The organism is Planococcus halocryophilus, from assembly GCF_022489025.1.
In the GTDB taxonomy this organism is placed as follows: Bacteria; Bacillota; Bacilli; order Bacillales_A; family Planococcaceae; genus Planococcus; species Planococcus halocryophilus_A.
The window spans coordinates 248,999-274,969 of the sequence record NZ_JAKVTG010000003.1 but is presented as its reverse complement, the minus strand read 5'-3'; the positions used below and the strand labels follow the sequence as shown (position 1 = coordinate 274,969).

Here is a 25,971-nt window from a genome sequence, read left to right as displayed (position 1 = left end):
CTCTTCTTTTCCATACTTTTTCTACTTCCTAACAGTTTTCATGTATCGATATTCTCTTAAACTATTCAAATTCCAAATTTCTTGCTGGAGACATTCACCAATATTGGTTTCTTTAACTTTTTTACGTTCTAATTCTTCATCAACCAATCGTTTTACAGATAAAACATCTGTACCGTTTTGCAATACTTCATCTTTTGAATTGAATAACTGGTGAGCGACCAATTGCATGCCATAAGAATTATAAAGCAAGGTATACCCGGCAATTCCTGTAGTGGACTGGTAAGCTTTTGAGAACCCACCATCGATTACAAGCATTTTGCCATTTGCTTTGATCGGATTTTCTCCGTCCCGCTCTTTAACAGGTGTATGGCCATTGATAATACGGCCGTGATCGGGGTTCAATTCAAATTCAGCAAGTATTTTCCGGCATATTTCTTCGTCTTCACGTAAATAGTAATAAGGATTTTTACGCTCTTTATGCGTTTCTTTGTCTTGAATAAAGTAACGCTCAAATGTTGTCATTTCACGTTTTCCAAAAAGCGATGAATATTCACCTGTCCACAAATACCACACCATATCGGTAGCAAAATCATCCGTTTCTTCCGGATGTGCAAATGAAGTACGCAAATAACGCTCAAAAACATCGAGCAGTTCACGCCCTGCGTATGATTTTCCCTCGATCTCCATTTTCTCCATATTGCCATCTTCATCTAATGGAATGCATCCATGAATAAGTAAATTGCCATTGTATTTCAAATACAAACTGCCTTTTTTTATCAAAAAATTCATATGTCGCGCTAGTTTTTCTGAATGTTGAACCGAAAATAGCAATTTGTCGATAACTTGTCTTTCTTCTTCTAATAATTCATCTGGTTGATCTGGATTGATAGTCGCAAAACACGTATTTTCTAATGGATAAGTTTCCCCATGAATTGTCGCTTCATTTTTTTCATAATCGACTTTTTCAAGCAGTAAACGATCTTTCATTTCAAAGCATGAGCGTCTTTTGATAATGGGACTTTCTAACTTAAATTGGATAATGGAAATCGCTTGATGAATTTTAGTGATTTGCAACTGCTCTTGCTCAGTCATTTTTTCATCTGAAATTCTTTTTGGTCGGAATGCCGGGTTGTCATCATAGTATTTTTCAGCCAAGTTTAGTAAAGGCCTTAAGTTAATACCATATACATCTTCAATAATGTCTAAGTTGTTATAGCGAGCACAAATCCGTAAAATATTGGCTAAACATACTTTGGAACCAGCATAAGCGCCTATCCATAAAACGTCATGATTTCCCCATTGAACATCTACTGAATGGTAATCGATCAGCGTATCCACTATTTTATGTGGATCTGGTCCCCGGTCATAAATATCTCCGACGACATGCAGGTGATCAACGACTAGACGTTGTGTTGTATACGCCAATCCAACAATCAATTTATCCGCTTGTCCTAAGGAAATAATCTGCATCACCATTTTTGCATAATAATCTTTCTTGTTTTTAAACTCATCTGTTTTATACAATAATTCTTCGATAATATAAACAAATTGTTTTGGTAGCGCTTTCCTTAACTTCGAGCGTGTGTATTTAGACGACGCGTAGGCGATCAGTTTCAGCAGCCGCTCAATTACTTCTATGTACCATTCATGCAGCTCTGCTTTACTGTTAAAATGACTTTTGATCATGAGCAATTTCTCTTCTGGATAATAAACGATCGTAGCGAATTCGTTCAATTCTTCGTCACTCAGTTCGTTTTTAAACAAGTCTTTAATTTTTACTTTTACGTTTCCAGAGCCATTACGCAATACATGTTGAAACGCCTGAAACTCTCCGTGTAAATCACTGACAAAGTGTTCCGTTCCTTTAGGTAGATCCAATATGGACTCAAGGTTAATGATTTCAGTAGCGACTTTTTCTTCACAATCGTATTTTTGCGCTAATAAATCTAAGTATTTTAAGTTCATCATCTTGTCTCCTCCTTTAAGTCTCATGCTTATAAGTATATCTATACTATTACGTCAAACGCGATGTTGCCTAAACTGAAAAAAGTTTTCCTTATCTCTCAGTTTACAGTAGTAACACCATAAGCTCTAGCAAGAAAAAACGAGTCTTTATCAAACTATGGTAGACCATCTAACAGCGCATAATTTTAGTTGAGATTTCATCAATATCTTGTTACCTTCTTTACCTTTATTCTGCATTTAACTGGAAATCCCTTGTGCTATTAAAAAGAATAACTTTTTTCTTCAATTCTACATAATAACTTTAGCTTTATATCGTGCTGGATGTACGGCAAATGCAACTTTCGACATGATCGTTTACCATTCCAATTGCTTGTATGAAAGAGTAAGTTGTTACGGGTCCTACAAATTTAAATCCTCTTTTTTTCAGCTCTTTACTGAGTTGAACAGACACAGGAGATTGAGCGGGTATTTGAGCATCACTAGGCCATTTGTTGTCGATTGTCTCTCCACTCGTAAAGCTCCACAAAAAATCTGCAAAACTGCCACACTCTTTTTGTATGTTCAAGACTGCTAGTGCATTAGACCGAACAGATGCTAGTTTTGCACCGTGCTTAATAACGCCATAATTTTCTTTTATGGAAACCAAGTTTTCATCTGTTAATTGCGCACAGTAGACAATGTCGAAATTCCGGAAAGCCTCTAGATAAGCTTGTCTTTTAGACAACACAATATTCCATGATAATCCGGCTTGGGCACCTTCTAATGTGAGCATTTCGAAAATGTATCGATCGTCTCTACTTGGTTTGCACCATTCGTCATCATGATAAGCTTGCATCAACGCGTTGCTCTGTGCCCATAAACATCTTGTCTCCATTTAAATCACTCCATTTTCTCGTTATCTTTACTATATCATTTAACGGAGTTTCTGTTTTTTTACAGACAAAAGGACGTCCTACTCTTTCGAGTAGACGTCCTTCAATGTATGACTAAATCAATAAATTAAATAGCAGTGAATCGTTATTGATTTCTTTATACGGAAAACCACTATCAGTCATGCGTTTAACGAGTGGTTCATAGTCATCTGAACTTTTCAGTTCAATGCCGACGAGTACCGGTCCTTCGTCACGATTTGTGCGTTTTGTGTATTCAAAATGAGTAATGTCATCTGTTTCGCCTAGCACTTGCCCCATAAACTTGCGAAGCGCACCTGCACGTTGCGGGAATGAGACGATGAAATAATGTTTCAACCCTTCATAAATTAAGGACTTCTCTTTTATTTCTTGCATCCGCTCAATATCGTTATTGCCTCCACTAATGACACAGACAATGTTTTTCCCTTTGATTTCTTCTTTATAGAAATCTAGAGCGGCTACAGACAACGCACCTGCTGGTTCGGCAACGATCGCATTTTCGTTATACAGTTGCAAAATTGTCGTACACACTTTGCCCTCCGGAACTAATGCGATATCGTCTAAAACATCTGCACAAATTGCCATCGTCAAATCTCCGACTTGCTTAACTGCAGCACCATCTACAAACGTATCAATCGTGTCTAAACGAGTTACTTTGCCATTTGCCAATGAGGTTTTCATGCTTGCAGCTCCTGCCGGTTCAACACCTACTAACTTTGTTTTAGGACTGATTCCTTTTAAGTAAGAGCCTACACCAGCAGTCAAACCGCCACCGCCGATTGCACAAAACATATAGTCGACGGATTCTTGCATATCATTTAACACTTCCACTGCGACAGTTCCTTGTCCTGCAATGACGCTCGTGTCATTAAATGGATGAACAAACACTTTTTCTTCAGCTGTACAATACTCCATCGCTGCTGAGAACGAGTCGTCAAAAGTATCTCCAACTAAAACCACCGATATTTGGTCTCCACCGAAGCGTTTTACTTGAGATACTTTTTGACGAGGTGTTGTTAGAGGCATAAAGATTTTCCCTTCAATGCCAAGTGCGAAACATGAATACGCAACCCCTTGAGCATGATTTCCAGCACTCGCACAGACAACCCCTTTTGCTCGTTCTGTTGCATCTAGACTACGGATGAAATTATAAGCACCTCGCAGTTTAAAAGATCGGACTACTTGAAGGTCTTCTCTTTTTAAATACACATTGCATTCATATCGTACTGAGAGCAGTTCGTTTTTTTGCAAAGGTGTCTTGATGACAACGTCTTTGAGCGCTTGGTTGGCTACCATAATTTCTTCTACGGATACTTTCTTTACTATTTCTTTTCTGTCGAGCTCTTTGATGTTGCTCTTAGTCATAGTTGTCACCCTCTTATTTTTATTTATCTCACTACTCTAACACATTAAAGCCTATTATTGTCGAGAAAATTTTGACAATTTAAAGAAAAGTTCATTACGATTTATATATCTCTACTAAATGAATGTTATTCATAGATATAAAGTTATTCAAACTCATTCATAATGAATAACTAACTGAATTTTTTAAGACGTCAATAAAACCATGCATGAATATAGCAATTCATTAATGCCTAAAAAAATAAACCACTCCTTTGAATTAAAAAGAGTAGTTTATCCCTGTTATTCTTTTGTGTTTAAACGATATGCATTAACTACTTTTCCATCAGATGATTCATCCGCTATGAATGAACCATTTGAATAACGATCAACATTTTTTAATGAATTTGCTATTAATGGAATATGAACACCTTTAGTTGTTTCTAAAACGATTTCTTCTTTTCCGGTTGCGCCAACGACAGCTACTACACGGTGAGGATTCGATTTTAACTCACGAAGCATAACTACGCCACGTTTTGCCCGACTACCACTTTCGAATTCATCTAGCTTCATTTTTTTAGCTGCACCTCGGTGAGTAACCAGCACCAGTTCTTGTTTTACTTGTGGGTCGATTAAAATAGCCGATACAGCTTCATCATCACCTTTTAAGTTTACGCCTTTCACACCACCAGTGCGAAGTCCTGTAAGTGGAACTTCTTCTAATGGAAAACGAACACCGTAAGCTTGGCTTGTACCTATGAATAATTCTGTTTCTTTCGTCACTAGACCTGCATAAATCATGGCATCGCCAGACTTCAAGTTCATTGTTTTCACAGTACGTGAATAGCGCTGAATTTGATAATCTTTTAACGCAGAGCGTTTAACTTGCCCTAATTTTGAGACTGTCAAAATACTGGCATCTGCATCAAAGTTTTCAAATGGATAAACGGCAAGAACAGATTCATTAGCATCTAGTTGAATAATACTCGATAAATGTTGTCCGAGGTCTTTCCATTTAATGTCTGGCAATTCGTTGATTGGTTGGAATACGAAATTACCTGCAGTAGTGAAAATCAGGATGGTATGCTGCGTATTTAAATTACTTTCGAATAATAAATGATCCGTTTCTTTCATTGCAAAGTCTTTGCCATTCGAAGCAGCATACGATCTTGTGCTAGTCCGTTTCACATAGCCTTCTCTTGTTACAGTTACGACTACTTCTTCACTTGGAATCATAATTTCGCGCGTAATCGTGATTTCTTCTATTTTCTCTTCGATAACCGAACGGCGCGGTTCTGCAAATTGTTTGCGGATGTTTGCCAATTCTTTTTTAATGACATTTTTCAACTTAGTCGAGCTAGTTAAAATGCCCGTTAGTTCTGCAATTGTCTTTTTAAGACTATCTTCTTCTTTTTGTAAATCTGTAATGTCTGTATTGGTCAATCGATAAAGTTGAAGAGAAACAATTGCTTCTGCTTGTGCTTCTGAGAAATCAAATGCGGCGATTAAGTTGTTTTTCGCATCCCGCTTGTCTGTTGAAGAACGGATGGTTTTAATCACTTTATCTAGGATCGACAATGCTTTCATTAAACCTTCAACTATGTGCATGCGATCACTAGCTTTTTGCAAATCGAATTCAGAGCGTTTTGTAATCACTTCTTTTTGATGATCGATATATGCATCTAACATTGTTTGCAATGTCATCATCGTTGGGCGACGTTTATAAATTGCCACCATATTAAAATTATAGCTAACTTGCAAATCAGTATTTTTATACAAATAACTTAAAATCCCTTGCGCTTGCACATCTTTTTTCAATTCAATGACAATTCGCAGTCCTGTTCTATCAGACTCATCACGCACTTCAGAAATGCCTTCAAGTTTACGGTCAAAGCGATGATCATCTATTTTCTTGATCATATTAGCTTTGTTAACTTCAAACGGAATTTCTGTAATGACGATTTGTTCTTTCCCACCTTTTAATGGTTCGATTGCGGCTTTTGAACGCACAATAATCTTACCTTTTCCGGTTTCATAGGCTTTTTTTATGCCATCTACACCTTGAATAATTCCGCCTGTTGGGAAATCTGGCCCTTTAATGACGGTCATCAACTCAGCAACTGTCGCTTGTGGGTTATCCATACGCATTAATACAGCATCAAGTACTTCATGAAGTGCATGTGGCGGGATATCTGTGGCGTAACCTGCAGAAATACCAGTCGATCCATTCACTAAAAGGTTTGGAAAACGTGCCGGTAAAACAGTTGGTTCCATATCCGAATCATCAAAGTTCGGGATAAAATCCACTGTTCGTTTGTCTATGTCACGTAACAATTCTGAAGAAATCGCTGAAAGTCTAGCTTCTGTATAACGCATCGCAGCTGGTGAATCACCATCCATCGAACCGTTATTCCCATGCATTTCAACAAGCATGTGACGAATTTTCCAATCTTGACTTAAACGAACCATTGCTTCATATACAGAACTATCTCCGTGTGGATGATAGTTACCGATTACGTTACCGACCGTTTTGGCCGATTTACGAAACGCTTTGTCATTGGTATTGCCTTCGTGGTACATCGCATATAAAATTCGGCGCTGAACAGGTTTTAATCCGTCACGAGCATCTGGAAGTGCCCGGTCTTGGATAATGTATTTACTGTAACGGCCAAATCGATCGCCAATTACTTCTTCTAATGGCAAATCTTGAAATCTTTCGGCTTGTGTCATACAAGTTCCTCCTCAGCGTGAATCAAATCATTTTCTAGAATATTACTATCTTCTTCAAGTCCGAAGTCGACATTATTTTCAATCCAGCGACGACGTGGTTCTACTTTGTCACCCATTAACGTTGTGATACCGCGTTCTGCGCGTGCACTGTCTTCAATCGTCACACGGATTAATGTGCGAGTTTCAGGGTTCATCGTTGTTTCCCATAATTGATCCGCGTTCATCTCACCCAAACCTTTATAGCGTTGAAGTGTATAACCTTTTCCTACTTTTTTGATAGAGGCATCAAGGTCGGCTTCAGTCCATGCGTAATCAATTACTTCTTTTTTGCCAAGTCCTTTAGATACTTTATACAATGGCGGAAGTGCGATAAACACTTTCCCTGCTTCGATCAAAGGCTTCATATATCGGAAAAAGAACGTTAGGAGCAACACTTGAATATGCGCACCATCTGTATCCGCATCGGTCATGATAATAATTTTGTTATAAGCAATGTCATCGATTGAAAAGTCAGAAGAAACGCCGCCACCAATGGCATGAATAATCGTCGATATCTCTTCATTTTTCATAATTTCTTCAAGTTTCGCTTTTTCAGTATTTACAACTTTTCCGCGTAGCGGCAAGATTGCCTGGAATGTTCTGTCGCGTCCTTGCTTTGCAGATCCGCCGGCAGAGTCACCCTCTACTAAGTAAAGCTCATTCTTTTTAGCATTACGCGATTGTGCGGGCGTCAATTTACCTGATAACAAGGCATCTGACTTTTTGCGTTTTTTACCGTTTCTTGCATCTTCTCTTGCTTTTCTTGCGGCTAAACGGGCTTGTGCTGCACGAATGGCTTTTCGAACTAACGACGCGCTAAGTTCTGCGTTTTCTTCCAAAAAGTACATTAGTTTTTGAGAAACAACTGAATCCACGATACTGCGCGCTTCACTTGTGCCTAGTTTGCTTTTCGTTTGCCCTTCAAATTGCAGTAAAGCTTCGGGAATGCGGACTGATACAATCGCAGCCACTCCTTCACGAATATCAGAGCCTTCTAAGTTTTTATCTTTGTCTTTTAGCAAGTTAATTTTTCGAGCGTAATCGTTGAAAACACGTGTCATCGCTGCTTTTGCACCGGTTTCATGTGTCCCCCCGTCACGTGTACGGACGTTGTTAACAAACGATAAAATGGTCTCAGAATAACCATCATTAAATTGGAATGAAAATTCGATCTCCATTTCATCTTGTTGCCCTTCAATATAGGCTACCGGATGAAGCACGTCTTTTTCTTCGTTCAAGTAAGAAACAAAGGCTTCGATCCCAGTTTCGTAATGAAAAACGTCTTTTGCTTCTGTTCGTTGATCGAATAGCTCAATTTTTAATCCTTTTAACAAGAAGGCAGATTCGCGTAACCGCTCAGAAAGGGTTTCATAATTGTATTTTGAAACAGAAAAAATAGATTCATCAGGTAAGAAATGAATCATCGTCCCTGTTTCTTTTGTAGAGCCAATTTCTTCTAAAGTCGTAACAGGCTTTCCACCGTTTTCAAAGCGCTGACGATATTTTTTGCCATCGCGATAAATCGTCACTTCTAAAAAACTGGACAAAGCATTCACAACAGAAGCGCCAACACCGTGAAGTCCACCACTTGTTTTATAGCCGCCTTGACCAAATTTCCCTCCAGCATGTAGCACGGTCAAGATAACTTCTGGCGTAGGTTTCCCACTTCGGTGCATTCCTGTAGGCATGCCACGTCCAAAATCCCGAACACTGATGCTATTATCTTCGTGAATCGTAACGGAAATTTTATCTCCATGTCCTGCAAGCGCTTCATCGACCGAGTTGTCGACAATTTCATAGACCAAATGATGCAGCCCACGAGTATCTGTCGAACCGATATACATACCCGGACGTTTTCTAACGGCATCTAAGCCTTCGAGTACTTGAATTGCTTCTTCGTTGTATGCCGTATTTTGAATTTTAGCCATCTAATTCCCTCCAACAAACATTTGTTCGTGTTTATCTCTATCTTAATCGTATGCTATTTCTAGACCATCTGTCAAACTTCATAGAAAAAGAGCGCTGAGCGCCCTTTAGCGGTATTGCCTATTTTAGAATGGCGTATTCCACTTTGATGCAACGATCCATAATGACTGTAACCCCTGCATCAGTCAAACGATTAAATACGTTTTCATCTACTACATTTAATTGTGTCCAAAAAACCGGACAATCGATTTTCATAAATTCATCTGCGATATCTTCTAGAAACTCGCTGCGTCGAAAAACATTAACGATATCTATTTTTTCTGGGATATCGCTCAACCGGGCATAGCTTTTCTCATCCATTACCGTATCTGCTAAAGGATTTACTGGGATGATCCGATAACCTGCGCGCTTCATAGCTTCTGATACGACGTAAGACGTTCTGCTAGGATTTGGACTTAGCCCGACCACTGCTATTGTTTTTGCTTGGTCGAGTACATTTTTGATTTCGTTGCGGCTAGGATTTTCCAAAATGTTCACCTGTCCTTTTTATTCTATCATACACGATTTTGTTCTGCCTGTTGAATAATCTGCCGACTATTGTTTAAAGAACTTCAGTCATGGTAAACTAAAAATACAAAATAAGGTTGTGTAAAGGAGTTCATCATGACTATACTGCTTCCCCTACTACTAGCTTACTTGCTTGGCTCGATTCCTTCTGCCTTATGGGTTGGAAAACTGTTCTACAAAACTGATATCCGTACGCAAGGAAGTGGCAATTTGGGAGCTACGAACACGTTTCGGACGCTCGGAAAAAAAGCTGGAATTGCGGTAACAATTTTAGATATTTTAAAAGGAACAGCTGCTACGTTGATCCCGCTCTTTATCGCTACTGATATCCACCCGTTAGTGTTTGGTGTGTTAGCTGTTATCGGACATATTTTTCCGGTATTCGCTAAGTTTAAAGGTGGTAAAGCAGTTGCCACGTCTGGTGGTATCCTGATTGGTTATCAATGGCCACTATTCATTATGGCTGTGGCTGTGTTTTTGATTGCATTAAAAATCACAAAAATGGTATCATTATCATCAATTATCTTAGCAGTCGTTTTTATCATTTATATTACCATTTATGCCATTTTTTCAGCAGATTATTTGTTTATGGCGGTCATTTATCTATTGGCGCTATTCATTATTTTCCGCCACCGCGCCAATATTGCTCGAATACGAGCTGGCACTGAACCAAAAATCAGCTGGATGTAACCAGTGAAAGGACGTGCGATATGCAAATTAACATTAGCAACGACGCTCTCGATTGGTTTAAAAAGGAAATGGAAGTCACATCTGGAGAAGCTGTACGCTTTTTCGTTCGTTATGGTGGCTCAAGCAAGTTGCAACCAGGTTTTTCACTAGGTGTTACGAAAGATCAACCGTATGAAATAGCGGCTAAAGTAGAGCAAGATAAAGTGACTTATTTTATCGAACAAACCGATGCTTGGTATTTTGACGGTCATAATCTGGACGTTAGTGTAAACGATGACTTACACGAACTTGATTATTCATACACAAAATAAAAATCATGAATAGCTCATGTTTCAGACGATAGCTCACTCGATTTAATCGAGTGAGCTATCGTCTTTTTCAGGAGAAAAAGAAACATCCTCAATTTTTAAAGCATAAAATACAAAAAGTGTTGGAATTAGACTCATTCCAACACTTTTTGTATCTACACTCTGTAACATGAATAGCTCATGTATTGTTATTTTTCCAGTTTATTCAGTTGCTCCATATGGCCTTCGCTTTGCAAAATTGCCCGTTGACGCTCACCAAATAAATCGAAATGCGGATAATTGCCTCGTAAATCCATCCATTCACGTTGCAATCCATACTGTTTCCCCCAAGATTCCAGCTTATTTAAGTCACAGCATCCCACTTTTGTGACCGTATGACAGCCTGGGAAGCGATCGTCTACCCAATAATGCGTTAAAAACGAAATTTCACCGCTATTAACCCCTTGCTTCCAACGTTCGAGTTCTTCTCGCTTAATTCCGAACGCCATCAGGCACCTGCTTTTTAATTTCTTCGTATTTTTTATGCCATTCGGGGAAAACTTTTTGGATGGATACTGGACGAAAAGTTTCTTTTTTTACCACAACATGTTCAGATAAAGCAGTAGCAGCGATTGTTCCATCTTCATGGACAATTTCATAGCCGTATTTTGTTCGCAAACGCCCATGCTCTTCTACCCACGTGCGGACAAACGCTTTTTGACCGTAACGTAAAGCTGCTTTATATTGAATGGAAATATCCATTACAGGCGATATATAGCCATCTTTCTCCATACCTGCATACGTAAATCCTATGTCTTCTATCAATTTAGTACGTCCTATTTCTAGCCATATGATGTAATTGGCGTGATAAACAACACCCATTTGATCCGTTTCTGCGTAACGGATTTCAATTTCTTTCTCGCTTATGTACATATCCTTTTCACCTCTTAACTAGTATACAAGAAAATGCTTTTTGATTGTATGATATACATTCCACAGAATGACAAAAAGGCTGCTGGGTTTCCCCAACAGCCTTTTCGTATCACTCTTATACTTCTAGTAATTTGTTACGTAGCACCATTTGTAAGATACCGCCGTGACGGAAGTAATCTACTTCTACTTCAGAATCAAAACGTGCTAATACTTGGAACTCAGTTACTTTACCATCTTCAGCAGTCGCTGTAACAGTAAGAAGATCGCGTGGTTTCACGTCATCAGTCAAGTTAACGCTGATTGTTTCGCGTCCAGTCAATCCAAGAGAATCTGCGCTTTCACCGTTAACAAATTGCAACGGAAGAACACCCATCATTACTAGGTTTGAACGGTGAATACGCTCATAGCTTTCTGCGATAACTGTTTTAATGCCTAAAAGGAATGTTCCTTTAGCTGCCCAGTCACGAGAAGAGCCCATGCCGTAATCTTTACCAGTCAAAACAACAAGTCCTGTGCCTTGTTCCTGATACTTCATAGCTGCATCGTAAATTGCCATTGTTTCGCCCGTTGGCCAGTAAGTCGTGTAACCACCCGTTGTATCTGGAGCTACTTGGTTACGGATACGAATGTTAGCGAATGTTCCGCGCATCATAACTTCGTGGTTACCACGACGAGATCCGTAAGAGTTAAAGTTACGAGGCTCAACGCCGTTTTCACGAAGGTATAATCCTGCTGGCGTATCTTTACCAATTGCACCAGCTGGTGAAATGTGGTCAGTCGTGATAGAATCTGCGAATTTCGCAACTACACGAAGGTCAGATAATGCTTCGATTGGAGCTGGCTCTTTTGAAAGACCCTCAAAGAACGGCGGGTTTTGGATATAAGTTGATGTCGAATCAAACTCATATAAAGAATCGTCGTTCGTTTCAATTGCATTCCATGCTTCGTTCTCGTTAAATACGTGCTCGTATTCTTTACGGAACAATTCTGGAGTAACAGTATCTTTAACTGTTTTCTTGATTTCTTCAGTTGTTGGCCAGATGTCTTTGAAGAAGACGTCTTTCCCTTCTTTGTCTTTACCGATTGGATCAACTGCAAAGTCGATATCCACAGTACCAGCAAGTGCATAAGCAACAACTAACATTGGTGATGCCAAGTAGTTTGCTTTAACAAGTGGGTGAATACGTCCTTCAAAGTTACGGTTACCAGACAATACAGAAGAAACTAGTAAATCGTTATCAAGAATTGCTTCTTCGATTTCTGGAAGCAATGGACCTGAGTTACCGATACAAGTCGTACAGCCGTATCCTACTAAGTTAAAGCCGATTTGGTTCATATAATCCAATAAACCAGAATCGTTCAAGTAACCTGTAACAACTTTAGATCCTGGAGCTAATGAAGTTTTCACGTAAGCAGGTGGAGTTAATCCTTTTTCTACTGCTTTTTTCGCTACTAATCCAGCGCCAAGCATTACGTACGGGTTAGAAGTGTTTGTACAAGATGTGATCGCTGCAATTGCTAATGCGCCGGTCTTCATTTCAGCAGTTCTGCCATCTTTGAAGTTAACCGTTGCCGTTTTTTCAATTTCAGCTTCATCTAGTGCAAAACCGTGAGGTCCTTCTTCGCCTGTAACAGCTTTGTTGAACTCAGTTTTCATTTGAGATAAAGGAATCAAATCTTGTGGACGTTTTGGTCCTGCTAGGTTTGGTTCGATATCAGAAAGGTTAATTTCCACTAGGTCCGTGTAGATTGGGTCTTCGTTATCTACTGTGAAGAACATGTCGTTTGCTTGTAAATATTTTTTCGTTACAGCGATTTGCTCTTCATCACGTGCAGTTAAACGCATGTAATCAAGTGCTTCTTCGTCAACTGGGAAGAAACCGCAAGTTGCGCCGTATTCTGGAGCCATGTTAGCAATTGTTGCGCGGTCAGCAAGTGGCAATGATGTAACGCCAGGGCCGAAGAACTCAACAAATTTACCAACTACGCCTTTTTTACGTAATGTTTGAGTAACTTTTAATGCCAAATCAGTAGCAGTTGCTCCGTTTGGAAGTTCACCCGTCAATTTAACGCCAATAACTTCTGGAATTGGGAAGTATGAAGGTTGTCCAAGCATTCCTGCTTCAGCCTCAATACCGCCAACGCCCCATCCAAGAACACCAATTCCGTTGATCATTGTTGTATGGGAATCTGTACCGAACAATGTATCAGGGAAAGTTTCAAATGTGCCGTCTGGGTTTTCAACTGCATGAACAACGTTTGCCAAATACTCAAGGTTTACTTGGTGAACGATACCTGTTGCAGGTGGTACTGCACGGTAGTTATCGTATGCTTTTTGAGCCCAGCTTAGGAACTGGTAACGTTCAGCGTTGCGCTCAAATTCAAGTTCCATGTTGATGCGAAGTGCATCTTCTGTACCATATTTATCAACTTGTACCGAGTGGTCAATAACAAGATCTACCGGAATTTCAGGGTTGATTTTGTTTGGATCTCCACCCATTTCAGCCATTGCTGAACGAAGTGCAGCCAAATCAACTACTACTGGTACTCCTGTGAAATCTTGTAGGATAACGCGTGAAGGCTTGAACGGAACTTCTGCTTCTTTGTTAGCATCTTTGCCCCATTTTGCTAATTCTTCAACGTGCTCGTCATTGATGACATATCCGTCGTGCTGACGTAATACGGATTCCAATAGAACTTTAATCGAATAAGGTAGGCGTGATACTTTAGCGATACCTGCTTCTTCTAATGCAGCTAAACGATAATAGTTATACGTTTTGTCATTTAGCTCAAAAGAAGTGCGGCTGTTGTGCAAACTGCTCTTTGCCATTTTTTAGTTCCTCCTTTAAATCTTCTGAAAAACACTTAATCAGCGCTTCTCTCCTCCTCTATCATACCGAATGCTACAGCATAAGTAAATTACATTAAAATTATAGAATGTGATAAGTTTTTCGAATGACTATCTGGTCAATTCATCAATTTTTCTTAAGGTCTCTTGTAATTGCTTAAAATGACGCTTTTCATGCAACCCGACAAATGGAAACCACTGAATGAGCGGCACTTTTCCAAACACCGGATGGTTCATTGATTTTTTCTCTAACTGTTCACGACTTGCGCGTGCGTAAACTTCATATAGTAAGTTATGCGAAGCATTTAAACGCTCTTTCATTTCTTCAAGTGTAACAAAGTCATTTGTCGGGGTGACATGACTCGGCGCTTCTACTTTAAACGATCGACTAACCGTTAAGGCAATTGGCTTTTTGACCGCTTTTTTGCTTTCTTCTTTTTGTAGTTCTAGCGAAACCCCCTTCGCAATGATTTTTTCCATTAATTGCAGATGATCTAGAATTTGAATCGGTGACCATTCAGTTTCTGAAGGCTTCAAGTTTAATGTTTCATCCGTCATGCCTTCCACTGCTTGAAGAACTTGGTTTCTAATTTTTGCATTGTCTTCGTTAAACATCTTTTTTCCACCTTCGTTTCGTCTAATTGCCTACTCTTTTAACATACCCTAATCTATGAAAATTAAATACATTCTACTAGTAGGTTATTCTATTGAATACAAAATGTAAAAAAACTCTTCTCACTGCCTATTGACAAGGGAAAATACGTTCTATTTACCTGATTTAATGGTATAATTTAAGGAAATCCATTAAGAAGAGGTGACGCATAATGCCTTATGGTTACGAGAAATTTAGACTGGAAAACGGCATTAGCCCGAACACCGTTGTTCATGAAGTCCAATTGATCCGCTCGCTCTTCGCTTTTCTTAGACATACGTACAAAAGACCTGTTGAACCTCATGATATACGTCCTTCCGATATTCAACAGTTTTTAATGGATCAGCACATGGCGGGCATTAAAGACAGTACTTTAAACCGGAAACTAATTTATATTAGAAGATGGTTTGACTATATGTGGCAAATTGGGCGCATCCCGAACGATTTTATGCCCAAATTCAAATTTAGTAAAAAGCTGGATTTGACACCGGCTGATATTCATTTAAATTACGAAGATTTGTTAAAAAAGAAAGATGCTGTACTTGAAGCTGATCGTTTATCTTTGAATGCAAAAATTCTTTATATCCTTTACCTTCGCGGACTTCGCCTTCGCGATATGGTAGCCATTGATGTAGATAATTTTGATGATCGCGATGGTAAGCTCATTTTAGCTGTCGATAAAAAAGATGGCTATCAATGCCGGATGGAGTTCACTGACAAAGAAATTCCAGTTATGCTTGATGCAATTGAGCGTGCAGTATTCCGTGGCACTCCTTACTTATTGTCATCTAAAGTAAAAAACGAATACACGATGTTTCAAATGGGATCGCTATCAGATTATACGGAAGCTCTTTCTTCATTTGTCGGCATGCCGATGCGTTCAGGTGATATCCGTTTTGCATACGTCCATTATTTGTATTCAGTTGAACATAAAAACCTGGAAGAAATCCAAGAAACACTGGGTGTTTCACTAGATTCTGCATCTAGAATTTTAAAAGATTCATTAGTTCGTTTAAAAAGAGAATAAACGTAAAAAAGCCTACCCCAATGAGTTTGGGATAGGCTTATTTATATTTCCGGTCATAAGAAAAACCCGAAATCCAAAGCAAAATTAAAAATGAGCAATGTATGAAGAACAACAAAAATCATTCCTTGTCGATTAAGTTTTTTTACATTTTCATATTGCATCGGGACCACCCCTTCTCTCTTTAATAGTCTGATTATACTGAAAAGAAAAACTTTTAGCAAACATTGTTTATTTTCATCTTATTTAATTTAAGTTTATAATCAAGAAAAAGATATAGGAGTGAACATAATGAAAAAAGCATTATTAGTTGTGGATTATACGGTAGATTTTGTAGCAGATGATGGCGCTCTAACTTGCGGTAAACCTGGACAAATTATCGAAGAAAAAATTTGCCAGTTGACTGAAGAGTTTTTAAATGAAGACGAACTAGTTATCATGCCAGTTGATTTACACGAAAAAGATGATCCCTATCATCCTGAAACGAAGTTATTTCCTCCTCACAATATAAGAGGCACGGCTGGCCGAGCGTTATACGGAAGACTTGCGGATATTTATGAAGCCCATCAGGACCACATCATCTGGATGGATAAAACAAGATACAGTGCATTTGCTGGAACCAATTTAGAATTAGTGCTGCGTGAGCGGAGTATTGAAGAAATCCATATTGTTGGTGTCTGTACTGATATTTGTGTGCTACATACCGCAGTCGATGCTTATAATAAAGGATTTAGTATCATTGTCCATAAAGATGGTGTCGCTAGTTTTGATCAAGTTGGACATGAATGGGCTCTGCGGCATTTCACCGCAACCTTAGGAGCACAAGTTTTATAAAAAAATTTTATTTTATGTTTCAAATGTCCTGAATAAGGTTATATCTAAAGTGTAGCAATTATACATTACCTTAAAAGGAGCTGGAAAAAATGGGTTTTATTTTATATCTAATTATGGGTGGTATCATCGGTTGGATCGCAGGAATGATTTTAGGTAAAGATATTCCAGGCGGCATTATCGGTAACATTATTGCAGGTATCGTAGGTGCTTGGTTAGGCGGATTAATCCTAGGAGACTTTGGTCCAGTAATTTGGGACGTAGCAATTATCCCAGCATTAATCGGTGCTTTGATCTTTGTATTCGTTCTTAGTTTGATCATGGGATCTATGAGAAAAAGAAAATAAAAATGTATGCAAAAAGAGTGGACTCCAGTCCACTCTTTTTTTCGTCAATTATATTCTTCTTCGTATAAATGATAAAAATGTAAAACATCCGCTACATATTCTTCACTATGATTATACTGAAAAATGGCTTTTTCTAAATCGCCTTCTGCAGCTCCATTTTGTGATAAATAATTTGCTGCGCTATAAAGTGAATCTTCTAGATTATACGGATCTGCAATGCCGTCTCCATTACCATCCACGCCATAGCCACCATAATAGGCAATCACATCAAGATTTACTTTGTCTTCTTCGCTAATGTCTCCCTGTCCTTGTCCTGAGCAACTTGGATGACTCCATCCCACAAATGTACAAGGCATAAATTGAAGATGCCCTTCTGCGCCAACCGGCGACAATAAAGGATCCATAGTAGAAAATCTCGTTTCAATTCGGTGGTGGGCAGCTAGTAATGTCCATGGGATATTGTAAGCATCAGCTGCTTCTTTGTATAAGGGAATATTTTCTTCAGGTACATTTAATCCAATTAAGTTATTAGGTGCGTCTTTGATCGTTTTAAATACCGAATCAGAATTGATTATCGCAGATATCAAGATAGTGATGGTCACGATAACAATCGCTGCAGGCACAAAAAGAATCAGGCATCCCACTTTACGCTTCCACCTAATTGGTAATTTTTTCTTTTTCATTTTTTCACACCTATTTTTTCATTTGTTTTAGTGTAGCATAACATCTTTAACATTACCTTTTAGAAGCGGCATGGTAAGGTTTTTTAACAGTCAACTTCTAAGTGTATTTCAAGAATTTTTTTGTTATCATAATCATTAGATTAGAGGAGGTGATTTGTATGTGGGAAGACTTTAAGAAGTTTGCGTTGAAAGGTAACATCCTTGACTTAGCTATAGCAGTAATTATTGGTGCCGCTTTCGGGAAAGTAGTATCTTCTTTAGTAGAAGACATCATTATGCCGGTAGTTGGAATGTTGGTCGGCGGAGTAAGTGTTGAAAACTGGAGCTATACATTTAACGACGTGGTACTGCATTATGGATTATTTATACAAGCTATTATCGACTTTTTTATTATTTCATTTTCTATTTTTGTCGTTATCCGCATTTTCATTAAGTTAAAACGAAAAAAAGACATACCTGCTGTAGCCGAAGAACCGGAAGTCCTGGACAAAACTCAGCAACTCCTTGTCGAAATCAGAGATCTTTTGAGCAAAGAAAAAACCGGTCAATGACCGGTTTTTTAATATTCTTCGATTAATTCACGTAAATCATTTTTTATATCTTCAACCGGTACACTGTCGTAACCGTCATAATTATTTACAACCACGCCTTCTTGGTCTACTAAATAAAAGTTCGTTCCGTGTATAACTTGATCACTTTCAGGATCATTGCGTACAAAAGATTTAAAATTATCTTTAGCAAATTCTGCAATTTCGTCCTGCGTATATCCCGTCAATAAATGCCATTTCGATTCATCTGGCACTGAATATTGGGCTAAATAGTTTTGTAAGGTTTCGGGCGTGTCAACAACTGGATCCACACTAAACGCCACGATTTTATAATCACTCAAGCCATCAGCTTCTAACTCTTCCTGAATTCCGCTTAAGTTAAAAGTCATTGGCGGGCATACCGTATTGCAATTGGTGAAAACAAAAGTCGCTAACCACGGCGTTCCTTTTAAATCCTCTAAAGATACCGGTTCTCCACGTTGGTCAGTATATGAAAAATCATCGATTGCAGAACTGCCACATGCGGACAGCAACAGCACTAAGCTTATTAATGCTGATAAAGAAATAAATCGCATACTATTGCCTCCACTCTTTCATCTCCTTAATCATAGCGAAAGTGTAGAATCAGTACAATACATGGAATACTGCCATTGTCACGATTTTGTGAAGTCAGGACAATTTCAATGTAAGCAATGCTTCATGAATGGCGACCAGTTTCGTTTCCACACGATGCATCAAGTAAAATGACACAAATATAGGAAATCCGAGCTCCTGTACCCATTGCATCCACTCAGCCATAAACCTCACCTCCGATTTAGAAAAGCTCAAGCTGTCGTTTAGATTCGACAGGCATAAGACGATCTGGCGAAGCGGCGTTTTTGCCGCACAGCCAGAGTGGCTTATGTCCCGAGAATCTGACAGCTGAAGCTAGACAATGAGAAAAGCTAAAGCAGCCGTTTAACTCCGATAAGCGCTATAATTTTGTGATAGATGTTCTTCCTATTGAAAAAAGCTCTCCCGAAACAGGAGAGCTTCTTGCTTATACTTCGTACTCCACAATATTGCGTTCAACTATACGTGCGCCTTTTACAGTGCTGAGTGGTGATCCTTCTACTTCGAACACATTGTGCGTGAGAATTGCTTGCATTCCTGCAAGTAATTCAGCGTCTGTGACGTTGGCACGTGGTTCATCAACTGTTAATGTCACATCTTTTCCGGCAGTGGTTGTGAAAATTAATTCTAAAGTTTTAGCCATTCTCTATTCCCCTCCTACTAATTATTGATAGATTGTGATTGCGGATTGTTTTTCAACATCCATCAAAGTTTTGGTTCCGAAGTTTGTCAAAACCGCTGCTGTCTCGAAAATACCGTCTGCAGCTGCAGCTTCTTTGACGTTGTGATACGATTTAAACTTTCTCTTTACTTTACCGTTTGCATCCAATCCATTGTCGTACGTGCAGCGAATGCTAGCGTTCTTAAAATCACTAAAGGCCATGTTTCTCACCTCCTTTCATTCGCTATATAGACACAGTTAGAAAAAAGAGATACATTTTTAATGAATTTCTTTTCAATCCCTTCTATAATGGAAGTAATGGAAAAGACGAGGTGAAACAATATGGAACTGAATGGCTGGTTTTTATGGTTTATCCTATTTTGGGTAGTCGTATTAGTAGGGCTTTTTGCCATTGGCGGATATTTTATGTTCAGAAAGTTCCTGAAGTCCATACCTAAAAAGGACGGCCTTTCAGATTTGAACTGGGAAGAATATTACGTGGATAAAACCATACATTTATGGGGCGATGAAGAAAAGGCAATGTTGAACGAATTGGTTCAACCCGTTCCTGATTTATTCCGACCAGTAGCTAAACAAAAAATCGCTGGTAGAATCGGGCAAGTCTTACTTGAAGAAAAAGTTAAAAAGATGAAGCTCGAACACATTATTCGCGGTTATATTTTAGCAACGCCTAAACGTGATCATAAGTTTTTACGAAAAAAATTGGCAGAGATGAAAATCGATGTGAGTCCGTACGAACAATATTTTGAACAGTAAAAAGCGCTGCTCCCTTAAATGGGAACAGCGCTTTTATTCTTTGCTTCAAGTTTTTTATATTGCCAAAGCATCGAGATTCGCCACGGCCAAAGCATGCCAAATGCTAAAATCCAGAACATGCCACCTAATTCGCCAATATCAATACTTGAACTTAAAACAACTTTACCGACTACGCGTACTAACAACAAGCCAAATAAAATAAAGACAAAAGCTTTCGATTGTTTTAAGTAAATATCACCATCACGAACTTCGAATTTTGATGTCCAAATCAACACCGTTGAAAAAAGAATACCAACGGCTAATGCTTCTAAAATTTGTATAGGTGCTACTCGAAAAAAAGGAAAAATAAACATGAAAGCACCAGTAGACATAAATAATGGGGGCAAAATAATCTTTTTTACCGATGCTGGTTTCTTTGCCGCCTTCGAGCGAACAAACATCGCGAGCAATCCCATCAAGAATGCACCAACTGTTGTAATGATTAAATAGACTTCTGTAGGAATTTGATTAAGCATCCAAATTCTCCTCCAGCTCATCTAGTCTGCGGCGTAATTCTTCTATCGGTACAAAGCGTGCAAAACGCTGAACTTCTTTACCATGGCGATATAAAATCACTACAGGTGCTGTAAACAGCATCAATTGTCCTGCCAATTCTGGCACCTTTGCAGCATTGACCAAGTAAAAGGGAAGCTTGTAGTCGCCTTCAAAATCCTCAACTTGAGGGCGTAAACCTTCGCAGACTGAACAATTATCTGTTTTTACAAAAAGCAAAAAAGATTTCTCTTCACCTATTTTTGATTGATATTCTTCTATTTTTGAAATAGTTTCCATCTTTTTCACCTACTCATTATCAATTTAAAATCCTTGGAAATCACCAAAGAACGGACTTAAGACGCGGATCAAATATGTTAGGCCATCGAAAAATAATAAGATCCCGATTGCAATCATAACATAACCGCCAACTTTCATGATTGTTTGATTGTGTTTACGCAACCAGCCCATACGTGTCACAAAGAATGATAAGACGAAAAACGGAATTGCAAAACCGAGCACATAAGCCACCATATACCAAACACCAGAACCCGGATTAGTCGCAGCAAGTGCATAAATAGCTGCTGTTATCGGCCCTGTACATGGTGTCCAACCAGCCGCAAAAGCTAAACCAATTACAAATGTCCCAAGAAATCCAGATGGACGATTTTTAAATGAGAACTTGCGATCTTGCATGAGTAATTTTGGTGAAAAAACACCGATAATCATTAATCCAAACAAAACAATAAAAATCGCACCTACTTGACGGATCAATTCATCATAACGGATAAACCATTCATAAAAGAACGATGTACTAAAACCGAGCGCGATGAAAATAGTTGAAAATCCTAATAAGAAAAATAATGTATGAAACATACCTCTGCGTTGCATAACTTTTTTGTCGTTTTTAATCTCATCCATTGTCATGCCTGTGATATAAGATAAAAATGCAGGATATAAAGGCAACGTACATGGAGAAATAAAACTCAAAAAGCCTGCGCCAAAAGCTAAAAATAAATTAATATCAGATGTCACTGGTAATTCTCCTTCCTGTGTTCTTCTCATCTTAACAAATATTCTAGCTAAACACTGCTCTTACGCATGTGAAATCTTTGTGGACAAATGATCACATTAATACTTTTTTCAAGTGGTTTTAATTAATTTGTTATGTTTTTTGGTTGTAAACGGTTTTGACTTTTTCGGGTAAATCCTTTTGTAGTTTACTACATTATAAGTTTAAAACACCTTGTGCTGCTTTTTTTTCTTTCAAAGTGACCAGTCCGATTTTTCGCAACAAAAAACTGTAGTCACCTCGAATCACTCGAATTGACTACAGTATAAAAGCTTTTGACTACTCCACTATTCCATTTTGCAATAAATACATTTTGTGATATAAACCGCGTTGTTGCAGCAATTGTTGATGAGTTCCCCGCTCAACAATTTCTCCTTGTCGCAGTACTAGTATCAGTTCGGCATCTTGAATTGTGCTAAGTCTATGAGCGATTGCAATCGTCGTCCGGCCAAGGCGCATGCGTTCAAGACTTTCTTGAATCGCCATTTCTGTTTCCGTATCAATGTTAGCTGTTGCTTCATCAAGCACCAATACTTTCGGGTCAGTCGCAATGGTTCTCGCAAAAGCGACTAATTGCCGCTGACCACTAGAAAATGTCGATCCACGTTCTGTCACTTTTTGTTGATACTTGTTTGGCAATTCTTCGATAAAACGATCAGCCTGAACAAATTCAGCTGCTTTTCGAACGGCAGAATCTGTAATGGCTTGATCATAAAGCCGAATATTGCTCGCGATTGTACCATAAAACAAGAAAGGGTCTTGTAATACCAATCCTAGTTTTTTACGTATTTCAGCAGTTTCATAATCTTTTATAGATACTCCATCAATCCAAATATCACCTTTTTTGAATTCGTAAAAACGCATAAGTAAATTGATAATAGAACTTTTTCCACTACCTGTATGGCCTACCAATGCCACCGTTTGACCAGGCATGGCTGTGAAAGAAATATTTTTTAATACATCGGTTTGATCATCATAAGAAAAACTTACATTCCGAAATTCAATTTTACCTTCATTGATCTTTGCATTTGTTTCTAGTTGAGTTGGTATTTTTTCTTGTTCATCAAGCAACAAGAACACGCGTGATGCTGCTACAATGGCTTGTTGAAAAATCGATAAACGTTGCATTACTTGATTGATTGGTTCAAAAAAGCGATCAATATACGTGACAAACGCATAAATCACACCTACTTCAATAGTATTCGAAAACGACGATACACCAAAATAGCTGAGCAAAAGAATAATCGCCATTGTATAAACCAAGTTAACGGCTGGACGTAACAGCAATGCATCTACTTTTATATTGCGTTTAGCTGCTTGCCAATGCCCATCATTTATGGCGCTAAACTCATCTTTCAGGCGACTTTCTTGGCCAAATGCTTGAATCATTCCCATGCCTTGAACAGATTCAGATAACTTGGCATTTAATTGGCCTAAGCGTTCTCGTAAATCTTGGTAAAATACCGAACTGTATTTTCGGTACAGATAAATAATCCAAGCTAGTATCGGCAGTAAGATTAGTGTAAGAAGAGCTAATCGGACATTTAGTAAAAACATCGCAATATATACACCGACAATTAGAAAAGCACTTTGAATAAAACCAATTAACACGGTAACAAACATTTCTTTTATTGCTTCGGTATCATTGGTCACACGTGACACGATGCCTCCAGCAGGTGTTTTATCGAAATAACGCATGCCTAGTCCGTGAACTTTTGCAAAAACATCAATCCGTAGTTGTTGAATAATTTTCAAAGCGGCTTCTTGAAATTTTAGCAACTGAAAATAACTTATGATCACATTGGACGTTTGGATAAACAAATAACCTAATGCTAAGCCAACTATTGGACCAGTCGGAAAGTTGCCTTCAGTTAAGTAATTATCGATAAATACTTTTATCAAATAAGGGCCTAGTACATCACCTAATACCGTTAATATTAACAAGCCCATTGCCAGCAACAACATTTTTTTATGCGGTAATAAGTATGTCAACAAACGTTTAAAAATTATCCATTGCTCTCGTCCGGTCAGTTCCTGCTTTTTTTCAGTTTCCTTGATCAGCATTATGCCTCGCCTCCTTGTTCGACGAGCGCTTCTAATTGCTGCAGCTCATACATTTCATAATAAGCCCCTTTTTTCGTCATCAGCTCTTCGTGCGAACCAATTTCTTTAATCGTCCCTTGTTCCATCACTAAAATTTGATGTGCATGCTGAATCGCACTTAAGCGGTGTGATGTAATAATGGTGGTTTTGTCCGCTCGCGTTGCTTTTAATGATTTCAAAATGGATTCTTCTGTTTTGGCATCCACTGCTGATAAAGAATCATCTAAAATCAACAACTCAGGTTCTGTCATAAGTGCACGGGCAATTGAAATTCGTTGTTTTTGACCACCGGAAAGCGATACACCGCGTTCACCTACTACCGTACTATATCCTTCTGTGAAGTTTTGAATATCTTCGTGTATATGTGCCAAACTAGCTGCACTTTCGACTTCTTTAAGCGAGGCTTCAGGTCGTGCAAATGCAATATTCCCTGCAATGCTTGTTGAAAACAAGAAATGGTCTTGTGGTACATAACCAATGGCTCTTCTTAGACGCTGCTTTTTATAAGCATCGATTGAATACTCTCCGAATAAGATAGAACCTTTATAATCGTCAAACTCTCGTAGTAATAACCTTAAAATTGCTGACTTTCCAGAACCAGTCTTACCGACAATTCCAAGCGTTTCACCTTGTTTCACTGTAAAGTGGATGTTCCGAAGAGCCGCTCGGTCATCTCCAGTAAATTTAAACTGTTCTAAAGAAAAAACGATATCTCCTGATGGATCTTCATCAATCGCATTTTCACGGTCATCAATTTCAATCGGCTCTGCAAGTAACTGCCGGATACGATCATAAGATGCCCGACCGCGTTCTACAATATTAAAAAGCCAACCAAAGGCTAACATCGGCCATACCAATAAACCAAGATAGGCCGTAAATGCGATCAAATCACCAATTGTCATATCGCCTTGTGTCACGAAATAAGAACCAAAACCGATCGTTAGAAAATAACAAACGCCAATAATAGCGGAAATTGTAGGGTCAAACAAAGAATCGACACGCGCTACGCGAATATTTTCATTTACGACACGCTCAGACAAGTTTTTAAAATCATCAATATCTTGCTGTTCTTGACCAAAAGTTTTGATGACTTTCATCCCAGAGATACTTTCTTGCGTTTTATCATTAAGTTCTGAGAATGCTTGTTGCGCTCCATGAAAGCGCTCATGCATCAATTTGCCATAATAATTGGTCATATAAGCCATCAACGGCATTGGCAGCAAGACAATTAAAGTTAATTTCCAATCAATTGTTATGGCCATAGCCGCAATAACAAAACCGCCTGTCGCAATCGAATCGACAAGTGTTAAAACACCTGCACCCGCTGTTTGCTGAACCGCCTGCAAATCATTTGTCGCATGTGCCATCAAGTCGCCAACACGACGCTTTTGATAAAAGGCTGGAGACATTTGCGTAAAATGCCGAAACAATTGTTGACGCAGATTTCTAGCCAATAAAATCGAAGACCCAAATATTTGCAACCTCCATGTATACCGTAAAACGTACATTGCTAAAGCTGATGCCGCTAAAATACTTAGCCATTTGAGCAAGTAATCCGGTGTTAAGGTTCCTTGGCTAATACGGTCAACAATAAACCCAATAATTCTCGGTGGTAAAACACCAAGAAATGCTACGACCATTAATAGCATAACCCCTAAAATGTAGTGCTTTTTCCGTTCTTTAAAAAACCAACCCAACTCCCAAAATACGCGCATCGTCATCTTTCTCCTTGCTGGTTAATTTTTTCTTATAGCCTACTTTACTGTACGCATATTTTAATCTTTTTAATTTTAGCAAATATTGTTAACTTACGGAAAGACAATGCTTCGATTTATGAAATAAATTAGACTTTAGACTGAATTTCAACTAAATTCTTTGAGATGCTCTGTTAAT

At 38.6% G+C, this 25,971-nt stretch carries 27 protein-coding genes; 7 read left to right on the top strand and 20 right to left on the bottom strand.

Annotation, left to right across the window (positions count from 1 at the left end; genetic code table 11):
• Window positions 1–21: 21 nt before the first annotated feature.
• The 6 genes from MLE13_RS06030 to MLE13_RS06005 all read right to left on the bottom strand — a co-directional run bounded on the left by MLE13_RS06030 (window position 22) and on the right by MLE13_RS06005 (window position 9,440).
• A complete protein-coding gene (locus MLE13_RS06030) occupies window positions 22–1,965 on the bottom strand; it encodes a fructose-1,6-bisphosphatase (protein ID WP_240748667.1) in 1,944 nt (647 codons plus the stop codon).
• Between the two features lie 307 nt (window positions 1,966–2,272).
• The gene (locus MLE13_RS06025; protein ID WP_240748595.1) at window positions 2,273–2,839 is read right to left on the bottom strand and encodes a DNA-3-methyladenine glycosylase I; all 567 of its coding nucleotides are present in this window, start codon (window positions 2,837–2,839) and stop codon (window positions 2,273–2,275) included.
• A 112-nt stretch (window positions 2,840–2,951) separates the two neighbouring features.
• Entirely contained in the window at window positions 2,952–4,241 is a 1,290-nt protein-coding gene (ilvA, locus tag MLE13_RS06020) for a threonine ammonia-lyase IlvA (RefSeq protein ID WP_240748593.1), read from the bottom strand.
• A 279-nt stretch (window positions 4,242–4,520) separates the two neighbouring features.
• Window positions 4,521–6,947, bottom strand: coding sequence for a DNA topoisomerase IV subunit A (parC, locus tag MLE13_RS06015; protein WP_240748591.1), 2,427 nt, complete (start codon window positions 6,945–6,947; stop codon window positions 4,521–4,523).
• Window positions 6,944–8,914, bottom strand: a complete 1,971-nt coding sequence (parE, locus tag MLE13_RS06010) for a DNA topoisomerase IV subunit B (RefSeq protein ID WP_240748589.1) — start codon at window positions 8,912–8,914, stop codon at window positions 6,944–6,946. The genes parC and parE overlap by 4 nt, the downstream gene beginning before the upstream one ends.
• 118 nt (window positions 8,915–9,032) lie before the next feature.
• On the bottom strand, window positions 9,033–9,440 hold the full coding sequence (locus MLE13_RS06005; protein WP_240748588.1) for a CoA-binding protein: 408 nt from the start codon (window positions 9,438–9,440) through the stop codon (window positions 9,033–9,035).
• A 135-nt stretch (window positions 9,441–9,575) separates the two neighbouring features.
• On the opposite strand from MLE13_RS06005, the gene plsY reads away from it, so the two are divergent.
• Both plsY and MLE13_RS05995 read left to right on the top strand, forming a co-directional pair.
• A complete protein-coding gene (plsY, locus tag MLE13_RS06000; RefSeq protein WP_240748586.1) occupies window positions 9,576–10,169 on the top strand; it encodes a glycerol-3-phosphate 1-O-acyltransferase PlsY in 594 nt (197 codons plus the stop codon).
• A 20-nt stretch (window positions 10,170–10,189) separates the two neighbouring features.
• On the top strand, window positions 10,190–10,480 hold the full coding sequence (locus MLE13_RS05995; protein WP_240748584.1) for a HesB/YadR/YfhF family protein: 291 nt from the start codon (window positions 10,190–10,192) through the stop codon (window positions 10,478–10,480).
• Between the two features lie 185 nt (window positions 10,481–10,665).
• Here MLE13_RS05995 and MLE13_RS05990 read toward each other — a convergent pair whose 3' ends face one another.
• The 4 genes from MLE13_RS05990 to MLE13_RS05975 form a co-directional block, all read right to left on the bottom strand.
• Window positions 10,666–10,965 (bottom strand): hypothetical protein, encoded by a 300-nt coding sequence (locus MLE13_RS05990; RefSeq protein WP_240748582.1) that lies wholly within the window; start codon window positions 10,963–10,965, stop codon window positions 10,666–10,668.
• Complete coding sequence (locus tag MLE13_RS05985) at window positions 10,949–11,389, bottom strand: acyl-CoA thioesterase (protein ID WP_008499098.1); 441 nt, start codon at window positions 11,387–11,389, stop codon at window positions 10,949–10,951. The genes MLE13_RS05990 and MLE13_RS05985 overlap by 17 nt, the downstream gene beginning before the upstream one ends.
• A 115-nt stretch (window positions 11,390–11,504) precedes the next feature.
• Window positions 11,505–14,219, bottom strand: coding sequence for an aconitate hydratase AcnA (acnA, locus tag MLE13_RS05980; protein ID WP_240748581.1), 2,715 nt, complete (start codon window positions 14,217–14,219; stop codon window positions 11,505–11,507).
• Window positions 14,220–14,348: 129 nt separating this feature from the next.
• Window positions 14,349–14,852 carry a DinB family protein gene (locus MLE13_RS05975; RefSeq protein ID WP_240748580.1) on the bottom strand — a complete coding sequence of 168 codons (504 nt, stop codon included), beginning with the start codon at window positions 14,850–14,852 and terminating at the stop codon, window positions 14,349–14,351.
• 209 nt (window positions 14,853–15,061) lie between these two features.
• On the opposite strand from MLE13_RS05975, the gene MLE13_RS05970 reads away from it, so the two are divergent.
• From MLE13_RS05970 to MLE13_RS05960, 3 genes are all read left to right on the top strand, one after another.
• Window positions 15,062–15,916, top strand: a complete 855-nt coding sequence (locus MLE13_RS05970; RefSeq protein WP_240748579.1) for a tyrosine-type recombinase/integrase — start codon at window positions 15,062–15,064, stop codon at window positions 15,914–15,916.
• Between the two features lie 288 nt (window positions 15,917–16,204).
• Complete coding sequence (locus MLE13_RS05965; protein ID WP_240748578.1) at window positions 16,205–16,747, top strand: cysteine hydrolase family protein; 543 nt, start codon at window positions 16,205–16,207, stop codon at window positions 16,745–16,747.
• Between the two features lie 89 nt (window positions 16,748–16,836).
• The gene (locus MLE13_RS05960) at window positions 16,837–17,091 is read left to right on the top strand and encodes a GlsB/YeaQ/YmgE family stress response membrane protein (protein WP_240748576.1); all 255 of its coding nucleotides are present in this window, start codon (window positions 16,837–16,839) and stop codon (window positions 17,089–17,091) included.
• A gap of 44 nt (window positions 17,092–17,135) precedes the next feature.
• Here MLE13_RS05960 and MLE13_RS05955 read toward each other — a convergent pair whose 3' ends face one another.
• Window positions 17,136–17,774 (bottom strand): lytic transglycosylase domain-containing protein, encoded by a 639-nt coding sequence (locus MLE13_RS05955; protein WP_240748574.1) that lies wholly within the window; start codon window positions 17,772–17,774, stop codon window positions 17,136–17,138.
• Between the two features lie 158 nt (window positions 17,775–17,932).
• On the opposite strand from MLE13_RS05955, the gene mscL reads away from it, so the two are divergent.
• Window positions 17,933–18,325 carry a large conductance mechanosensitive channel protein MscL gene (mscL, locus tag MLE13_RS05950; protein ID WP_240748572.1) on the top strand — a complete coding sequence of 131 codons (393 nt, stop codon included), beginning with the start codon at window positions 17,933–17,935 and terminating at the stop codon, window positions 18,323–18,325.
• 8 nt (window positions 18,326–18,333) lie between these two features.
• On the opposite strand, the gene MLE13_RS05945 is transcribed toward mscL, so the two are convergent.
• The 4 genes from MLE13_RS05945 to MLE13_RS05930 form a co-directional block, all read right to left on the bottom strand.
• Window positions 18,334–18,897: an SCO family protein gene (locus MLE13_RS05945; RefSeq protein ID WP_240748570.1), complete on the bottom strand. Its 564-nt coding sequence runs from the start codon at window positions 18,895–18,897 to the stop codon at window positions 18,334–18,336.
• Window positions 18,898–18,991: 94 nt separating this feature from the next.
• A complete protein-coding gene (locus tag MLE13_RS05940) occupies window positions 18,992–19,120 on the bottom strand; it encodes a YvrJ family protein (protein ID WP_008430032.1) in 129 nt (42 codons plus the stop codon).
• Between the two features lie 241 nt (window positions 19,121–19,361).
• A complete protein-coding gene (locus MLE13_RS05935; RefSeq protein WP_240748568.1) occupies window positions 19,362–19,577 on the bottom strand; it encodes a DUF2922 domain-containing protein in 216 nt (71 codons plus the stop codon).
• Between the two features lie 21 nt (window positions 19,578–19,598).
• The gene (locus tag MLE13_RS05930) at window positions 19,599–19,817 is read right to left on the bottom strand and encodes a DUF1659 domain-containing protein (protein ID WP_008430030.1); all 219 of its coding nucleotides are present in this window, start codon (window positions 19,815–19,817) and stop codon (window positions 19,599–19,601) included.
• A gap of 120 nt (window positions 19,818–19,937) precedes the next feature.
• Between MLE13_RS05930 and MLE13_RS05925 the strand changes: the two genes are divergently transcribed.
• Window positions 19,938–20,372, top strand: a complete 435-nt coding sequence (locus MLE13_RS05925; RefSeq protein WP_240748566.1) for a DUF2621 family protein — start codon at window positions 19,938–19,940, stop codon at window positions 20,370–20,372.
• Between the two features lie 14 nt (window positions 20,373–20,386).
• On the opposite strand, the gene MLE13_RS05920 is transcribed toward MLE13_RS05925, so the two are convergent.
• From MLE13_RS05920 to MLE13_RS05900, 5 genes are all read right to left on the bottom strand, one after another.
• A complete protein-coding gene (locus tag MLE13_RS05920) occupies window positions 20,387–20,887 on the bottom strand; it encodes a CcdC family protein (RefSeq protein WP_240748564.1) in 501 nt (166 codons plus the stop codon).
• On the bottom strand, window positions 20,880–21,203 hold the full coding sequence (locus tag MLE13_RS05915) for a thioredoxin family protein (protein WP_240748562.1): 324 nt from the start codon (window positions 21,201–21,203) through the stop codon (window positions 20,880–20,882). Before MLE13_RS05915 ends, MLE13_RS05920 begins: the two co-directional genes overlap by 8 nt.
• A gap of 24 nt (window positions 21,204–21,227) precedes the next feature.
• A complete protein-coding gene (locus MLE13_RS05910) occupies window positions 21,228–21,938 on the bottom strand; it encodes a cytochrome c biogenesis CcdA family protein (protein ID WP_008499082.1) in 711 nt (236 codons plus the stop codon).
• Window positions 21,939–22,254: 316 nt separating this feature from the next.
• Window positions 22,255–24,039 (bottom strand): ABC transporter ATP-binding protein, encoded by a 1,785-nt coding sequence (locus MLE13_RS05905; RefSeq protein ID WP_240748558.1) that lies wholly within the window; start codon window positions 24,037–24,039, stop codon window positions 22,255–22,257.
• A complete protein-coding gene (locus MLE13_RS05900) occupies window positions 24,039–25,793 on the bottom strand; it encodes an ABC transporter ATP-binding protein (protein WP_240748556.1) in 1,755 nt (584 codons plus the stop codon). The genes MLE13_RS05905 and MLE13_RS05900 overlap by 1 nt, the downstream gene beginning before the upstream one ends.
• Window positions 25,794–25,971: the final 178 nt, after the last annotated feature.

Coding starts and splice junctions, on each gene's coding strand:
- MLE13_RS06030 (WP_240748667.1), bottom strand. CDS start 1,965: ATGAACTTAAAATACTTAGATTTATTAGCGCAAAAATACGATTGTGAA.
- MLE13_RS06025 (WP_240748595.1), bottom strand. CDS start 2,839: ATGGAGACAAGATGTTTATGGGCACAGAGCAACGCGTTGATGCAAGCT.
- ilvA (WP_240748593.1), bottom strand. CDS start 4,241: ATGACTAAGAGCAACATCAAAGAGCTCGACAGAAAAGAAATAGTAAAG.
- parC (WP_240748591.1), bottom strand. CDS start 6,947: ATGACACAAGCCGAAAGATTTCAAGATTTGCCATTAGAAGAAGTAATT.
- parE (WP_240748589.1), bottom strand. CDS start 8,914: ATGGCTAAAATTCAAAATACGGCATACAACGAAGAAGCAATTCAAGTA.
- plsY (WP_240748586.1), top strand. CDS start 9,576: ATGACTATACTGCTTCCCCTACTACTAGCTTACTTGCTTGGCTCGATT.
- MLE13_RS05995 (WP_240748584.1), top strand. CDS start 10,190: ATGCAAATTAACATTAGCAACGACGCTCTCGATTGGTTTAAAAAGGAA.
- MLE13_RS05990 (WP_240748582.1), bottom strand. CDS start 10,965: ATGGCGTTCGGAATTAAGCGAGAAGAACTCGAACGTTGGAAGCAAGGG.
- MLE13_RS05985 (WP_008499098.1), bottom strand. CDS start 11,389: ATGTACATAAGCGAGAAAGAAATTGAAATCCGTTACGCAGAAACGGAT.
- acnA (WP_240748581.1), bottom strand. CDS start 14,219: ATGGCAAAGAGCAGTTTGCACAACAGCCGCACTTCTTTTGAGCTAAAT.
- MLE13_RS05975 (WP_240748580.1), bottom strand. CDS start 14,852: ATGTTTAACGAAGACAATGCAAAAATTAGAAACCAAGTTCTTCAAGCA.
- MLE13_RS05970 (WP_240748579.1), top strand. CDS start 15,062: ATGCCTTATGGTTACGAGAAATTTAGACTGGAAAACGGCATTAGCCCG.
- MLE13_RS05965 (WP_240748578.1), top strand. CDS start 16,205: ATGAAAAAAGCATTATTAGTTGTGGATTATACGGTAGATTTTGTAGCA.
- MLE13_RS05960 (WP_240748576.1), top strand. CDS start 16,837: ATGGGTTTTATTTTATATCTAATTATGGGTGGTATCATCGGTTGGATC.
- MLE13_RS05955 (WP_240748574.1), bottom strand. CDS start 17,774: ATGAAAAAGAAAAAATTACCAATTAGGTGGAAGCGTAAAGTGGGATGC.
- mscL (WP_240748572.1), top strand. CDS start 17,933: ATGTGGGAAGACTTTAAGAAGTTTGCGTTGAAAGGTAACATCCTTGAC.
- MLE13_RS05945 (WP_240748570.1), bottom strand. CDS start 18,897: ATGCGATTTATTTCTTTATCAGCATTAATAAGCTTAGTGCTGTTGCTG.
- MLE13_RS05940 (WP_008430032.1), bottom strand. CDS start 19,120: ATGGCTGAGTGGATGCAATGGGTACAGGAGCTCGGATTTCCTATATTT.
- MLE13_RS05935 (WP_240748568.1), bottom strand. CDS start 19,577: ATGGCTAAAACTTTAGAATTAATTTTCACAACCACTGCCGGAAAAGAT.
- MLE13_RS05930 (WP_008430030.1), bottom strand. CDS start 19,817: ATGGCCTTTAGTGATTTTAAGAACGCTAGCATTCGCTGCACGTACGAC.
- MLE13_RS05925 (WP_240748566.1), top strand. CDS start 19,938: ATGGAACTGAATGGCTGGTTTTTATGGTTTATCCTATTTTGGGTAGTC.
- MLE13_RS05920 (WP_240748564.1), bottom strand. CDS start 20,887: ATGCTTAATCAAATTCCTACAGAAGTCTATTTAATCATTACAACAGTT.
- MLE13_RS05915 (WP_240748562.1), bottom strand. CDS start 21,203: ATGGAAACTATTTCAAAAATAGAAGAATATCAATCAAAAATAGGTGAA.
- MLE13_RS05905 (WP_240748558.1), bottom strand. CDS start 24,039: ATGCTGATCAAGGAAACTGAAAAAAAGCAGGAACTGACCGGACGAGAG.
- MLE13_RS05900 (WP_240748556.1), bottom strand. CDS start 25,793: ATGCGCGTATTTTGGGAGTTGGGTTGGTTTTTTAAAGAACGGAAAAAG.